The organism is Enterocloster citroniae, assembly GCF_040545455.1.
In the GTDB taxonomy this organism is placed as follows: domain Bacteria; phylum Bacillota; class Clostridia; order Lachnospirales; family Lachnospiraceae; genus Enterocloster; species Enterocloster citroniae.
Genome location: NZ_JBEPLZ010000016.1, coordinates 1 through 14,955, shown reverse-complemented (window position 1 = coordinate 14,955; position 14,955 = coordinate 1). Strand labels below are relative to the sequence as shown.

Sequence of the window (14,955 nt, the reverse complement as noted above, 5' to 3'; positions counted from 1 at the left end):
GAAGGGAGAAGAACTATGAGAAAAAACAAAAAAACAACTATACTTTTAGTCTGTCTTGCCATGTTAGTTTCAGGCTGTGCAGGCAAACCAGCTTCAACAGAAGGGACTGCATCAGAAAAAACCGGTGACAAAGCTGCACAAAAACAGGTGACCATTGCTCTTTTGAGCCAGCAGACCAGCCTTGACCCCCATACCACCATTGACGGAACTTCCATGATTGCACAGGGCGGCAATATATACAATACGCTTGTGGACAGCAAAGATGAAGTGTCCTCAGAAATCCTGCCTGAGCTGGCCACCGAGTGGTCTGTCAGCGATGACAATCTTGTGTATACCTTCAAGCTGCGGGATGATGTGCTGTTCCACAACGGTGACAAATTCACCTCCGCCGATGCCAAATTCTCAGTGGAACGCGCCATGTCCGAGCCGGTAACAGCCTCCAGCTTTTCCATGATCGACCACGTGGAAGCGCCGGACGATACCACCCTTGTGATCACATGTAAGTATATACAAGCTAACTTCCTTCAAGTGATCGGAAGCCTGGGCGGTTCCATTGTCAGCGAAAAGGCCGTGATCGAAGCAGGTGACAATTATAAGTTCCATCCCATTGGAACCGGCCCTTATAAGCTGGAAGGGGAATGTATTCCCGGGCAGCCATTTTCACTTGCTGCATTTGACGGCTATTGGGGAGAACAGCCCCAGATCCAGAAGATCAATTTTAAGATCCTGCCTGATGCCAGCACTGCCGTTATTGCGCTGCAAAAGGGAGAAGTTGACTTCATGCCGGATTTATCCGTAGCAGACATGTCCATTGTGGATGGGGACGAGAATCTGGTCGTGCACCAGGCTCCAAGCTTCTCCTTTGTGCACCTGACATTTAACAAGTCCAAACCTCCTTTTGACAACCAGAAGGTAAGAGAAGCCATTGCAAAGGCCGTAAATAAAAACGATATCATTGCCGCCTCCTATGACAACGCGGGAGCGCTTGCAAACGCTCCGTTAAACAGTCTGCAACTGGGATATACAGAGGACCTGCCCTTTGATACATACGATCTGGAAGGGGCTAAAAAGCTCATGGAAGAAGCAGGCTATCAGGATGGTTTTACCACCACCGTGCTCGTGAGGACAGATAAAGCATTTCTTATGAAGGTAGCTCAGGTCCTGCAGGCACAGCTGGCAGAGATTGGAATCGATTTACAGATCGAACAGATGGAAAAGGCCACCTGGATCGAATACCTGGGGAACTGCGATTTCGATATGACCATCGGCTATCTGAACTGGCCCAGTGTTGACAAAATGCTGTCCTTCCTGTACAAATCAGACGGCGACCAGAACTACGACAGATGCTTTAATGACCCTGTCATTGACGAAATGCTGATAAAGGCAACCCAGACCATGGATACCAAGGAACGAGGACAGATCTATACGGATATCATCAAAAGGGCAGACGAAAGCATGGTTGTGGTTCCCTTATTCTTCCCTGCTGAGATCGTGGGCGCCAATGCCCATATCAAAGGCGTTACGATCTACAATAACTGCTACTTTCCTGTAAAGGAATGGACCTTGGAAGAATGATGGATATAACAGATAGGGAGGAAATCAATGAGTAAATATATCGCCAAACGAATTATATATTTTATCCCTGTGTTGTTTGGAATCGTATTTCTTGTCTATTCGATCATGTACCTGGCGCCCGGCGATCCCGCGCGTATGATCCTGGGGGACAAAGTCCCCCAGGCCCAGGTGGATGCCTTGAGAGAAGAAATGGGTTTAAACAAACCGTTTTTAGTACAGTTTTTTACATACCTGACCAACATACTCCACGGAGATTTCGGCACTTCCTATCAGCTGGGAATGCCTGTAACTGATATCATATTAAAGATCCGCTTTCCCATCACCTTGATCATGGCTGTGTCTTCCATGCTGCTGGCAGTCATCTTCAGCATTCCCATCGGAACCTTATCCGCAGTAAAACAGTATACGGTAATCGACAGTATTACGGTTGTCTTTGCACTTCTCCTCACCTCCATACCCGTATTCTGGCTGGGGCTTATGCTGATCCTGCTGTTTTCATTGAAACTGGGCTGGTTTCCATCCAGTGGATTTGATGGGGTAAAAAGCTTTGTACTTCCTGCCATCACATTGGCGCTGGTAAACTCCGCCCAGATCATAAGGATGACAAGATCCAGCATGCTGGAAGTCCTGCGCCAGGATTTTGTAAGGACAGCCCGCGCTAAAGGCGCCTCTGAAACCAGGGTTATTTTCAAGCACGCCTTAAAAAATGCGATCATCCCTGTTTTAACCGTGATCGGCATTAACTTCGGAATCGTTTTAGGCGGATCCGCAATTGCGGAAACTGTTTTTGGCATTCCCGGCATGGGGATCCAGATGGTAACATCCATTCGTCAAAAAGATATTCCTGTTGTAATGGGAGCGGTGCTGTTTGTGGCTTTTACATTTAGCGTTGTCAATCTGCTGATCGATATTTTATACACCCTATTCGATCCCCGGATCCGGACGGATTAAACGACAGGAGGAGTACAATGAAGGAAATCAAAAAGGAACGGAATGTTTATAAGAGAAGCCAGCTCTATGAAATATGGCTGCGAATGAGAAAAAACAAACAGGCCATGTTCGGCCTGGGGCTGTTTATATGCATTTTGCTGATCGCAATTTTTGCTGATGTTCTGGTGGATTATAACACTGATGTGATCAGACAGGATATCGCCAACCGCCTGCAGCCCCCCAATGCGGCCCATTGGCTGGGAACAGACCAGTACGGACGGGATGTGCTGGCCCGTTTGATCTATGGGGCCAGAATATCCCTGACCATAGGGGTTATCACGGTTTTTGCCTCACTGGTCATCGGCGGCCTCATTGGAGCCATTGCCGGTTTTTACGGAGGCAAGCTGGATAATGTGTTAATGAGGATCATGGACATTTTCCTCAGCCTTCCCTCCATCCTCCTGGCGATCGCAGTGATCGCCGCTCTGGGCACCGGGATCGTAAACATCATGGTGGCGGTTGCCATATCCTGCGTCCCGCGGTATGCGCGTATTATCCGCTCCTCCATCCTATCTATCCGGGATAAGGAGTTCATAGAAGCGGCCCGGGCGATCGGAACATGGGACGGCCGCATTATACTGAAAAACATCATCCCAAACGCCATCGGCCCTGTGATCGTGCAGGCCACCTTGGGGGTGGGTGAGATCATCATATCTGCCGCGGGCTTAAGCTTTTTGGGATTAGGCATTAACCCGCCTATGCCCGAATGGGGGGCAATGCTTTCCGAGGGCAAGGAATTTATCCGTAACCTGCCCTATCTGGTCGTGTTTCCAGGCATCTGCATCGTGCTTACCGTCCTCTCGCTGAATCTTCTGGGTGATGGGTTGAGGGATGCATTGGATCCCCGGTTAAAGTAAGCAGAAAGAGAGGGGTTTACCGTGCAAAAGGATTATTTACAGATAAAAAATTTAAACATCCGTTATTATTCCAACAATGAAACTGTAAACGCAGTGAACGGCATTGATCTGGAATTAAAGGACGGCGAAACGCTGGGACTGGTGGGTGAAACCGGCGCCGGAAAAACCACCACGGCACTCAGCATCATGGGCCTGCTCCCCCCAAAGGTATCGGAAATCGTTTCGGGGAGCATTGTGCTGGACGGCGAGGAACTGGTGAAATCGCCGGAAAAGAAAATGAGGCTGATCCGCGGAAGAAAGGTGGCCATGATATTCCAGGATCCCATGACCTCATTGAACCCCCTTCAAACCGTGGGAGAACAGATCGGCGAGATGATACTGCTCCACAACCATTTCAGCAAGCAGGAACTGAGCAACCAGGTGGATGAACTCATGGAAAAGGTCGGGCTTCCAAAAGGGCGCAAAACAGAATACCCCCATCAGTTTTCCGGCGGCATGAAACAAAGGGTGGTGATCGCCATTGCACTGGCATGCAATCCAAAGCTGCTCATTGCCGATGAGCCCACAACAGCGCTGGATGTAACCATTCAGGCACAGATATTAAACCTGATGGAGGATCTAAAAAGAGAGTATCACACCTCCATGCTGCTGATCACCCATGATCTGGGGATCGTGGTGGAAATGTGCGACAAGGTGGCGATCATGTATGCCGGGGAGATCGTTGAATCAGGAAGTGTTGAACAGATATACAGCACGCCTCTTCACCCGTATACACAGGGTCTGTTTAATTCAGTCCCCAGCCTGGATGACGACAAGCACAGGCTGACACCCATCGATGGCTTAATGCCGGATCCCACCAATCTGCCCGCTGGCTGCCATTTTCATCCCAGATGTCCTTACGCAACAGAGTTATGCAAGACCAGCCCGCCTGCCAGTGAGGCTGAAAACGGCCATCGTGTCATGTGTTGGTATTGGGAAAAGCAAAAGGAGGGGAATTGATATGAATTTACTGGAGATCCAGCATTTAAAAAAATATTTCCCCACTGCCAAGGGCTATCTCCACGCGGTGGATGACGTATCATTTACCATTGAAGAAGGCACCACGCTGGGCGTGGTGGGCGAGTCCGGCTGCGGCAAAAGTACGCTGGGGCGCCTGATCCTGCGCCTTCTGGATTCAACCGAGGGGGAAGTCTATTACAAAGGGGACAATATCCTCGCCTATGACAAGCACAAAATGCGCATGATGCGCCAAAAGATGCAGATTATCTTTCAGGACCCTTATGAATCCTTAAATCCCAGGGCAAGCGTGGGGGAGATCATATCCGAAGCCCTGATCGTAAACAAGCTTTACCGGTCTAAAACAGAACTTGACGACAAAATATACGAATTAATGGAGACCGTGGGGCTGGCAGAGCGTTTGATCAACTCCTACCCTCACGAGCTGGACGGAGGCCGGAGGCAGAGAATAGGCATTGCAAGGGCCCTGGCGCTGAACCCGGAATTCATTGTCTGCGATGAGCCTGTATCCGCACTGGATGTATCCATCCAGGCACAGATTCTTAACCTGATGCAGGATCTTCAGGAACAAAAGGGATTTACTTATATGTTTATCACACATAACCTGAGCGTTGTAAAACATATCTCCGACAACATCATGGTCATGTACCTGGGCCAGGTCGTGGAGCTTGCTCCCAAAAAGCTTTTATTTTCCCATCCGTCCCATCCCTACACAAGGGCTCTGCTGGCCGCCATCCCGGTGCCAAAGCTCAGCAGCCGCAATAAGCAAAGGGAGATCATCCACGGTGAGATCACATCCCCCATCAATCCGGGAAATGAATGCAGGTTTGCCAAACGCTGTCCCTTTGCCAAAGAAATATGCTTCCAGACAAAACCGGAACTGGCTGAGATAGAACCGGGACATTTTGTGGCCTGTCATGAATATCTGTAACAAGCAGTATGTAAAAAGCAACTGGCATAAGGCAGCTGGTATAAAGCTGAAAATATAATAAAATGCGGAGGTTTCATATGAAAAAAAGATCAGAATGTATCAGAAATTTATCACTCACATTGTTAGCAGCAGTAACCCTTGCGGGATGCAGTGCTTCGGGAACAAGCGGAGGAGCTTCCGAACCGCAAAGCAGCAAAAGCGAAGATGCGGAAACCATTGAATTCGCGGTTATGGGGCCCATGACCGGCGATACGGCCGGACTTGGACAGCAGCAGGAATACGGCGTCCGTCTTGCAGTGCAGGAGATCAATGAAAACGGCGGGATCAATGGGAAGAAACTTGTCTATGATGTGTATGACGACCAGATGAATACCAATCAGGCAGTGATCTGTGCGGAGAAAATGGTTGCCGCAAACAAATACCGTTTTGTGGTCACATCCATTTCCACAGGCTGTTCCAAGGCAGCATACCCCACCTGGGCCAACGCCGACCTTCCGGTCCTCTCCGGGATCAATACGGGAAATACCATCACGGAACTGGGATATAAGAATTATCTGAGGATCTGTGCCAAGGATTCCGCAATCATTGAGCAGATGTGCGATTACATGGTAAATGAATGCGGCGTAAAAAAACCTGCCATTCTGTATACATCAGCCGATACGGATGTAACTAACTTTGATTTTACAAAAAACTATCTGAAAGATAAGTACAACATTGATATCATTGATTCCGCACAGGTACAGGTGGAAACGGAAAAGGATTACACCGCCTATATCACAAACTTTAAGGGAAAGGGCGCGGATGCCGTATATCTGCTTACCGAGTATAATCCCGCCGGATTATTCCTGAAACAGAAGGCTTCCCTTGGCTGGGATGTTCAGGTGTTTGGAAACACTGGCTGTGCCAATCCTCTTATCTTCCAGGTGGCCGATGCCGAGTGTACGGAAGGATTTATCACCATGTCAGCCTTTGATGCCGAGAGCACAAATGAACGCGTCCGGAAATTCGTAAAAAGCTATACCGAATTGACCGGCGTGGATCCCGGCCAGGAAGCGGCAGGACCATATGATCTGATCTACATGGTATCGGAAGCCCTGAAAAATGAGGAGACAAACGGTTTAAACGGCAATGCCCTGGTGGAATGGCTCCGCTCCAATGCATCCTATTCAGGAATCATGGTGGATGTGGAAGGATTTGATGCAAACGGAGATAACCCCAACGCGAAGCCCCACATGCTGATCGCGAAAAACGGAACATATGTCGGGATCGATGAAAAATAGAAAGAGATAAAGAGAGAAAGATAACGTGAAAAATACAATGTAAAAACGATAACCGGGCATTCTTCTTTAGATTGAGAAGAACGCCCGGTTTTGTTACGCATGATGCATTTCCATATATTCCTTTGGAGTACACCCCATATATTTTTTAAACACCCTGTGAAAATAAGAGTAGTCTGCAAATCCCAGGTCTTCCGCCACGGAAGCGATCGTCTCCGTCCCCTCCTTCAGCAGCCGGCAGGCAGCCGCCACCCGCACCTGTGTGAGATACTCAATGGGCGTCAGCTTCAGGAATCTCTTAAAACAACGGTTACACTCACTCAGGCTGATACTGGCAGCCGCAGCAATCTGGGACAGGGTGATGCGGTCCGAGTAGTGGTTCTGGATATAGGAAAGCATTTCTTTTATCCTGGGGGCATTGGACAAGGTGTATGAATCCGTGTTGTTAGCCGGAATGGAGTTGTAATTGCGCAGCATTAACATCCATGCGCAGGAAAGCAAGTTTTTAACATCCAGTTCATAGGCGAAATCCTGCTGGTTCGCCGATATAAAGGCCCTGTTCAAATAATTCAGTACCCCTGAATGCCATGGAACCTCTTCTTTGAACGTCAGGTAGTTCAGATCAGCGTTATTGATCACGGAAGCAACATACTTTGTATAGAGATAGATGTCTTTTTCCGAGCATATGGCCGAAGGATGCAGTTGAAAACTGTATCCCACACACTCTGATTCCCCCTTAAAATTAAGGTGATGGAACACATTGGAATTGATGAATATCCCATCCCCCCTCTGCAGCAGAATATCCTTTCCGTTCACGGACACATCCAGGGTTCCTTCCAATATTACATTAAACTGGATGGAGCGATGCCAGTGCCTGCTGGAAAAAGCATAGTCCCCAACATGAAATGTATCAAGAAAAACCTTGATCCCTTCGGGAAATGAAGGGATGGAGATCTCTTCCTCATGCTGGCTTAAAAGCAGCTCCGAAGCACGCATTATATTGGTATATTTTTCAGAAGTAACGTCCATTCTATCCCACCCTCTCCAAGAAACGCCGACCCATAACATTATCATTCTTTTCCGGCATTTTAGCCTTATCTATAGTTTACAAAATATCCGCTCATAAATCCATTATTATGTTTGCTGAACACATATCTTTTTTTGCTGAGTGCCCAATTTCCTCCCCTGCTCACAGCCCTGCCGGATTACAGCCAAATGGCTGTACAGCACGCAGAATATACTTCATAATCAAAATTATGTCAAGGGCGGGGGGCATATCCAAAGAGGACCCGTTGGCAGGCTGAATATTATACGATACAAACGTTTAATATTTAACCGTTCAACAGGTCCTCTGATTTTCTGTTCAGTTATTTTTTTCCAATGCTGAATTTCAGCAAACATCCGGTCTCTGCTTTACGATACAGCTTCCAAGCATCATCCCCTTCTGACGCTCTATATGTTTTGTCACTGCCTGCACTGCCATGTCTGCGTCACGATGTTTCAATCCCTGGATAATGGCCTCATGTTCCTGAACCAGGATCCTGCTGTCAATGTATTCAGCGCTCTTACCCGGAAGCGGTACATGGTGCTTTCAAAGTCCCTGATAAGCTTCAGAAGCGTGCGGTTGTCCGACAGTTGGTATATGATATCATGAAACGCCTCATCCGCCTCCACGCTGGCAAGCACGTCACCCCTGGCCAGGGTACGGCAAAAGTCTTCATTGGCTCGTTCCATGCACTGGATCCCTTCCTGTGTCACGTGGCAGACACCATCTGATATTGCCAGCTTTTCCAGGGCGGAACGTATCTCAAGGGTATCTTCAATGTCCTGGCAGGATACGGATTCCACAATAGCACGGCCGCGCTTGCGCCTTACAAGGCCCTCTTTTTCCAGACGGATAATGGCCTTTCTCACAGGAGTCCTGCTCACCTTCATGTCCTCGGCCAGGAAACACTCCAGCAGGTGATCCCCCGGCTTCAGCGATTCACTGACGATCCTGTGATATAATGTGTTATGAATCATCTGGTACAGCGGCTGTCCCTTGTCCGTATCATCAACCGCCCAATCCTGTGTAAACATACAACCTCCTGTTAAATCCAGTGTACTCTGTCTATATGGGAATCAATCAATCTTAGGCGCGCAGCTCCATGTGATCACTGCCATATCCGTACCTATATTGGTCAGCTCGTGGGGTTCTCCTTCATAAACCAGGATAATGTCGCCTTCATGGAGCTCATAAAATTCATCGGTCTGGGTATTATGCATCAGGACCTCTCCCCTGCTGACATAAAATACTTCATGGCCTTCCGGATGTCCGGGGTCGATCCCTCCGGTCTGTCCGGGATGAAGTGTGGAGGAACCAAACACGATCTTTGGTGTGATCACATACTCCCTGCAAATCTCCGGTCCGTCCAGATATATCCTGCTCTCTTCTTTCTTGATTACCTTCATATTTCTACCTCACTTTGTCATATTTTACATACTTGTTTTGTCAAAGCACTCCGTCAGGTCACGGAACAGCTTACAGTACATTTCATATCTCTCATCATACAGTTCCTTGTCGTCCGGACGGGCTTCGTACCGGTCCTTGATCTGGATCATATTATTCACCGCATCCTCCACGCTTGAGAATACGCCGGTGGCTGTGCCTGCAAGGATTGCTGCGCCAAGGCATGCGGCCTCCTTTGATTTCACGGTCACAAGGGAAATATCATTGATATCTGCTTTGATCTGGTTCCACACCTTGCTCTTGGAACCGCCGCCCAGGGAGCGCACCTCTTTTACAGTAATGCCCATATCGGCCAGGGCTTCCAGATTCCTTCTGAGAATGAATCCCAGGGATTCCATGATGGATCGTGCAAAATGTGCCTTTGTGTGGTTCAGACTGAATCCAAACCATACTCCCTTTGCCTTTGCATTGATATCAGGCGCCAGGGAACCTGATAAATGGGGAAGCATCACAAGGCCGTCACATCCCGGAGCCACTTGATCCACCTCGCTGCTGATCAGATCATAGGCATCCCCGCCTCCTGCCGCCTGAACCGCCATCTCATCCGCGCAGAACTTATCCCTGAACCATCTGAGCGTCATGCCGCCTGTGGTAAATGTATGGATCATATATGTATCGGGAAGGGCAAAGTAATGGAGGGGCATCTTCCGGTTGGGATCAAACACGGGCTTGGATACCGGTGCGCAGATCGCAAGAGCTGCGCCGATGGTCTCGGAGAACATGCCTTCCTTTATGTTTCCTGCGCCAATGGCTCCCGCCGCCTGGTCCAGGGCTCCCATACATACGGTGACCGGGCAGTTAAGACCAAACTCCCTTGCCACTTCCGGGATCATATCATCCACCACAGTGCCGGACTCCGCCACCTCGGCCAGCTGGGATTCACGGATACCGATAAAGTCCAGCATATCTTTCCAATAACATTTGTTAATGATATCCCAATATACGGAGGAACACACCAGGGATCCTTCCGTGTAAAAATGTCCGGTCATACGGTAGATCAGATAATCCTCCACCAGAAGGAACCTGTCCGTATTGGCAAATATCTCCGGCTCATTCTTTTTCAGCCACAGGATCTTAGGGGCCGGCCAGCATGGTTCAAAGCTTACCTGCCCGGTTACCCGGTAACATGTCTCATTGCCAAACCGCTCTTCCATCTCCCGGGCTTCGTCCACTGCCCGGTTATCCATCCATACAATTGCATTGCCCAGCGTCTTTCCCTGTTTGTCAATGCAGATCAGCGTCTCTCCCTGTGCGGATATTGCCAATGCTATCTTGTCACCGCTTCCCACCGGATAGGCTGCCGTAATCTCCTCCAGCCCTTTTTTTAATGACTGCCAGTAAACCTCTGCATCCACTTCCACATAATTTACTTTGGGGGTAAGCAATGCATATTCCTGTGTGGACACTGCTAAAAGCGTGCCTTTTCCATCAAAAAGAGCAACCTTAAGTGCTGTTGTTCCTACATCCAATCCTATAAGTAACTGCATTATTCTCCTCCTTAACTTTGTTGTATTAAGCATAGTTCAATCCCTGCCATGTGTCGATTAAGTATGTTGTCCCATACATTACATTTTTTGCCCGCAACACTTTAAGCAATGTTTTGCACGGCAGCCGAAACAGGTGATTTATCTTATGTAGCTGGTCTTGATCTTGGGCTCCTTCTCAGGCATTACAAGACCTTTCTCCCTGCCCGCTTCCATGCATTTAAGCATCCATGCCATGTTCCTTCCAAGGGTACGCATGGTCTGCATGCCTTCCTCATCCTGTCTGGTTTCCTCGGGCGTATGTCCATGGATCACATTGTAATAATTGGAGGAGACAATGGGCATTCCGGCCAGATTAAAATACTTGTTCAGCACGTCAATGGTGGCCGTGGTTCCGGCTCTTCTGGCAGATGCGACTGCTGCCGCCGGTTTTAAATAGAATTTATTTCCGGCCATAAAGATCCTGTCAAGCAAAGACAGCACAGCGCCTGTGGGCGATGCAAAGTAAACAGGGCTGCCCACGATCAGGCCGTCTGCCGTCTCCATCTTATCCAGCACCTCATTGACAATCCCGCCGTCAAAGATACACCTGTTTCCGTTGCCGGAACAGGCGCCGCATCCTGTACATCCCATGATACAGTTCTTCTTGATATGCATGATCTCTGCTTCGATCCCCTCTTCTTCAAGCGTCCTTGCCACCTCACTGAGTGCGGTATAGGTACATCCTTTTTCATTTGGACTCCCATTTAGTAATAAAACCTTCATCCTTTCTAAACCTCTCTTTCTCTTATTTCTTCCATATTACGGGTTGTCAGAAATGCAATGATCAGGGCCAGGATTCCTGCCGCCAGTTTTGCGGCCATGAACGGCATGATCATCTCCGGCTCCACTCCCAGTACGAAACTTAGCTGACTTCCAAAGATCGCAGCGCAGGTCACACTCCAGGCAGCATTGATGACGATCCCTCTGCGGGACATATTCTTCATCATTGCAAATGTGGGCACACCGCTGGCCATGGTAAATATGATCCCGCTTGTGCTGACCGCATCCAGTCCTATCTTTCTTCCAATTATGTTCAGCGGTTTTTTAAGCAGCCGGATAAATATCTCAAGCACGGGCAGCATACCGATGAGCACAATGGTCATGCCGCACACCACCGCCATGCTTTCCATGACCGGGGTAAAATCCCCAATGATGGTAACTCCGGTGAGATAGGAGATACTTCCAATGGCAATCCCCACAATTCCCAGTTTTGAGATCATGTTTCCAAATGCTTCCACACAGCGCACGATCCTGCCCGGACAGAACCTGAATCCCCATGTCAAGACCAGAGACAGCAGGATCACCGGCACATGGTTGATCAGGATCAGATTCCAGGGGATCCCCATAAAAGCTCCCCCCATTATGCTGCCAAAGGGGATGGCCGCGATCCCAAGCAGCATCCCCCTTGAAAAATACGGCATATCCTCAGGTTCCACCATGGCCTGGCCCACCGGGATTGAAAATGTCAGGGTCCCGCCCAGCATGGATGCCGTGGCCAGCCCCACCATGCGGGCGATCTCCTTGGATTCAGCCAGGGACATGGCCAGCTGGTAACCGCCCATATCACAGCCCAGAAGGATACCAAACACAGCCGGGTCCGCTCCTATAAAACGGAATACAGGCACCAACGCAGGCTGCAGCAGCTTTGCTATGATGGGAGCCAGGGACATGATTCCGGCAATGGACAGCATCATGGGCCCGGCCATTCCAAACCCTTCCTTCATTTTCTCTCCAATGTGGAACCGGCAGTCCATGAGAAGATCTGCCCCTCCCGCCACAATCCCCACCGCAACTATGATTTTTATTGCCAGATACGCGGACATGCGATTTCTCCTCCTCATTGCAAAACGGCCGCAGTGACATTCCCGCTGCGGCCATCTTTCTCCTGGTACGCTTCCGGGCGTACTTCTCTGCAAAAAACTTATTTTAACAGCAATTGATCAAATCCCATGTAGTCGCAGAATGCGGACAATTCCTTGGTATAGTCGCCTTCCTTGATCACAAAGTGGTGATCCATGCCGCCCTTGATCAGCTGATCGATCACAGACTGGGCAGGGGTATCAAACTGCAGGTTCACAAGCAGCTTGGAGCCGCCTTCCACCCACTCCTCATGTGTTACAGGCAGGGTTCTGCCCTTTGCAACAAACATCTTATAATTTCCGCCATTGCCCACAATTGCGCTGACTGTAACGGTATCCATGGCCTTGTGGGGCACGCCCACAAAGGTGCCCAGTTCGCCGCTGGGGTTGATCTGTGCCCTGTCAAGGCTGTCAGCCAGTGACATTGCAGTGCTTCCCTCGTGCGCAACAGGAACGATATTTCTTTCTATGTCAATGCTTCCGGCCTCGCCAAGGGCAACCACTCCGCCGCCGGCCAGCTGGTTCAGTGTATTGATCACAAACGCATGGCCCAGATCGCCTTCCGTATCCACCAGCACGCCCTCATCTGCCATCCAGGAGGATACCAGATTCATCAGGCCTCCGTAGTTGGGATAGCACTCGGCAGCAACAGAGGTAAGATGATACTTTGCAATGATCTCCTTGGTAGCCATGTAAACCTTTGCCATGTAAACCAGGGCCTTTTTGTCAGCCACGGATTTCCCGCTGCGTTTCATCAGTTCAGCCAGTGTCTTTTCAGCTTCCTCATCTGAAATTGCCGCTGCGCGGTCTGTCACTTCCTCCATCTCAATATGTACAAAGGTAACGCCTGTCTTCTTTGTAAAATCCCACTCTTCCTTGCTCATGTCCTGAGGTCCGCAAACTCGCCATGTCTGTCTCGGTCCCATAAGGCCAATGACCATGTCCTTTGCATTGTCAACAGCAGCGCCCACTTTTGCATAGGACTCGATGCCTTCAATAACAGCCTGATCCTCCGGCAGTCCGTAAACGTAATCATACGTATATCCCATTGCCTTTAAGATAGAGCCGTAATGCTGGATGCACCCGATGGAGAATGTCTCCGTATAGGGAACTGCCCAGAACACGGTGGGAACCTGAAGTTTGGTGGTGAAAATATACTTCATGGAATCAATGACCCATGTGATATCCATGATCACCAGGGAGTTTACATTTTCTTTCTTAAATGTATCGCAGGCTTCCAGTGCCGCCGCCGCATCCCAGATCAGCTCAGGATATACCACAACCTCCATACCGGCTGCCGTCATGGCCTTCCTGGCCCTTGCAAGCAGATCATCACCGCGCTCGCCGCCGGATTCCACAGGGCTGGCAACTGCTGCCAAACCAATTTTAATCTTTTTCATTTTCATATTCTCCCTTCTGATTACAGTAAACCGGCAATCTTTAATGTCTCCACCAGCCCTGGAACCTGGTCCTCAGGCATTGGAAGGATCGGCATTCTAGGATCACTGCTCGGACGGCCTAAGAGTTCAACTGCTTTCTTGATGCCTGCCGGGAAGTTGTCCTCAGCTCCAATCACGCTGGTCAGAGGTGCAATGCTGTAGTAAACTTCTCTTGCCTTCTTAATATCGCCGTTCTCAACCGCATTCATGATGTCCAGAACCTGCTTTGGAGCAACGTTTGCTGTTGCCAGGATAATAGCCTTTGCGCCTACTGCCAGCGCCGGAAGGGTCAGGTCATCTGCGCCTGTGAAAATGGAAATGTTGGTATCGCCGTATTTTCTGAAGATCTCAGCAAGGAGAGGCATGCTTCCGCTGGTTTCTTTCATACCGATCACATTGGGAATCTGGATCAGTCTGTCAAACTTTTCAATGGTAATGTCGATTCCGGTTGCGCCCGGGTGATTGTACAGAACAATAGGAATACCGACTTCAGCCACTGCCTCATAGTGCTTTACAAGTCCCTCATCTGTTGTATTGCCGATGGGTGAGAGAACCAGGGCGGCGTCTGCCCCTGCATCCTTGGCATCCTGTACCAGCTCAATGGTCTGTGCGGTCATGGAAGCGCCAGCACCTGCAATGATCGTTCCCTCTGTGCCCATGGCTTCCCTTGCCGCCTTGATCGCAGCCACTCTCTCTTCTCTGGTAAGGGCTGCCGCCTCACCGGTAGAGCCATTGACACACATACCTGCACAGCCCTGAGCCATGAGATATTTTACGTTTTCCTTTAAACCTTCCAGATCAAGAGTATTGTCGGCGTTGAAGCCTACCATTAATGCGGGATAAAGTCCTTTGAATTCAATTGATTTTGTTAACATTTCTGCTTCCTCCTACTACAATATATTTATGGTTAATATCCCTTACATCCAGTAAGGAATTATCCATCTTGTTGCTTAAGCTGTTAGAATGTAAGAGCAA

General features: G+C 49.2%; 14 protein-coding genes. 6 read left to right on the top strand and 8 right to left on the bottom strand.

Annotated features, from left to right (window positions below):
* Positions 1–15 precede the first annotated feature (15 nt).
* The 6 genes from ABID13_RS18655 (at position 16) to ABID13_RS18630 (ending at position 6,650) form a co-directional block, all read left to right on the top strand.
* The gene (locus ABID13_RS18655; RefSeq protein WP_048929395.1) at positions 16–1,575 is read left to right on the top strand and encodes an ABC transporter substrate-binding protein; all 1,560 of its coding nucleotides are present in this window, start codon (positions 16–18) and stop codon (positions 1,573–1,575) included.
* A 27-nt stretch (positions 1,576–1,602) separates the two neighbouring features.
* Positions 1,603–2,526 (top strand): ABC transporter permease, encoded by a 924-nt coding sequence (locus ABID13_RS18650; protein ID WP_048929396.1) that lies wholly within the window; start codon positions 1,603–1,605, stop codon positions 2,524–2,526.
* A gap of 17 nt (positions 2,527–2,543) precedes the next feature.
* Positions 2,544–3,422 carry an ABC transporter permease gene (locus ABID13_RS18645; protein ID WP_045092374.1) on the top strand — a complete coding sequence of 293 codons (879 nt, stop codon included), beginning with the start codon at positions 2,544–2,546 and terminating at the stop codon, positions 3,420–3,422.
* A 21-nt stretch (positions 3,423–3,443) separates the two neighbouring features.
* A complete protein-coding gene (locus ABID13_RS18640; protein ID WP_045092375.1) occupies positions 3,444–4,421 on the top strand; it encodes an ABC transporter ATP-binding protein in 978 nt (325 codons plus the stop codon).
* A gap of 1 nt (position 4,422) precedes the next feature.
* Complete coding sequence (locus tag ABID13_RS18635) at positions 4,423–5,370, top strand: ABC transporter ATP-binding protein (RefSeq protein WP_048929397.1); 948 nt, start codon at positions 4,423–4,425, stop codon at positions 5,368–5,370.
* A gap of 77 nt (positions 5,371–5,447) precedes the next feature.
* Positions 5,448–6,650 (top strand): ABC transporter substrate-binding protein, encoded by a 1,203-nt coding sequence (locus ABID13_RS18630; protein ID WP_048929398.1) that lies wholly within the window; start codon positions 5,448–5,450, stop codon positions 6,648–6,650.
* 93 nt (positions 6,651–6,743) lie between these two features.
* On the opposite strand, the gene ABID13_RS18625 is transcribed toward ABID13_RS18630, so the two are convergent.
* From ABID13_RS18625 to dapA, 8 genes are all read right to left on the bottom strand, one after another.
* Complete coding sequence (locus ABID13_RS18625) at positions 6,744–7,676, bottom strand: AraC family transcriptional regulator (RefSeq protein ID WP_048929399.1); 933 nt, start codon at positions 7,674–7,676, stop codon at positions 6,744–6,746.
* Between the two features lie 471 nt (positions 7,677–8,147).
* Positions 8,148–8,726 (bottom strand): GntR family transcriptional regulator, encoded by a 579-nt coding sequence (locus tag ABID13_RS18615; RefSeq protein WP_048929400.1) that lies wholly within the window; start codon positions 8,724–8,726, stop codon positions 8,148–8,150.
* 42 nt (positions 8,727–8,768) lie between these two features.
* Positions 8,769–9,098, bottom strand: coding sequence for a cupin domain-containing protein (locus ABID13_RS18610; RefSeq protein ID WP_007867668.1), 330 nt, complete (start codon positions 9,096–9,098; stop codon positions 8,769–8,771).
* Between the two features lie 24 nt (positions 9,099–9,122).
* Positions 9,123–10,643 carry a xylulokinase gene (locus ABID13_RS18605; RefSeq protein WP_007867670.1) on the bottom strand — a complete coding sequence of 507 codons (1,521 nt, stop codon included), beginning with the start codon at positions 10,641–10,643 and terminating at the stop codon, positions 9,123–9,125.
* Positions 10,644–10,781: 138 nt separating this feature from the next.
* Complete coding sequence (locus tag ABID13_RS18600) at positions 10,782–11,405, bottom strand: flavodoxin family protein (protein WP_007867673.1); 624 nt, start codon at positions 11,403–11,405, stop codon at positions 10,782–10,784.
* Positions 11,406–11,410: 5 nt separating this feature from the next.
* Complete coding sequence (locus tag ABID13_RS18595) at positions 11,411–12,505, bottom strand: ethanolamine utilization protein EutH (protein ID WP_048929401.1); 1,095 nt, start codon at positions 12,503–12,505, stop codon at positions 11,411–11,413.
* A gap of 98 nt (positions 12,506–12,603) precedes the next feature.
* On the bottom strand, positions 12,604–13,941 hold the full coding sequence (locus ABID13_RS18590) for a hypothetical protein (RefSeq protein ID WP_242849225.1): 1,338 nt from the start codon (positions 13,939–13,941) through the stop codon (positions 12,604–12,606).
* A 20-nt stretch (positions 13,942–13,961) separates the two neighbouring features.
* Positions 13,962–14,855, bottom strand: a complete 894-nt coding sequence (gene dapA / locus ABID13_RS18585; RefSeq protein WP_007867682.1) for a 4-hydroxy-tetrahydrodipicolinate synthase — start codon at positions 14,853–14,855, stop codon at positions 13,962–13,964.
* Positions 14,856–14,955 lie beyond the last annotated feature (100 nt).